Source organism: Peribacillus sp. SIMBA_075 (assembly GCF_046534585.1).
On sequence record NZ_JAWRYN010001774.1, the window covers coordinates 1 to 228 of the forward strand.

Here is a 228-nt window from a genome sequence, read left to right on the forward strand (position 1 = left end):
TGGAAAACGTTACGTCTTTAAGCTGGAGGGAGAGATTGCCAAGCTGACAGAAGTAACAACCGGTAAATCTTCTAGTGATTCGATTGAAATTACGAATGGACTCTCCGCAGGGGATCAGATCGTAGTAAAAGGTCAAACGCTCTTGCAGGATGGAAGCAAAACCAGTATCCAAAAGTAAGCAAATTGGCCAGTTCGAATATAGGAAAAGGGGCGGGGATTCTTTCCGCC

General features: G+C 45.2%; 1 protein-coding gene. It reads left to right on the forward strand.

The annotated features are described in order from the left end of the window. A partial coding sequence (locus SB775_RS34535) for a permuted SH3 domain-containing protein (RefSeq protein ID WP_486360752.1) occupies window positions 1–178 on the forward strand: 178 nt, incomplete at its 5' end. Between the last annotated feature and the right edge of the window lie 50 nt (window positions 179–228).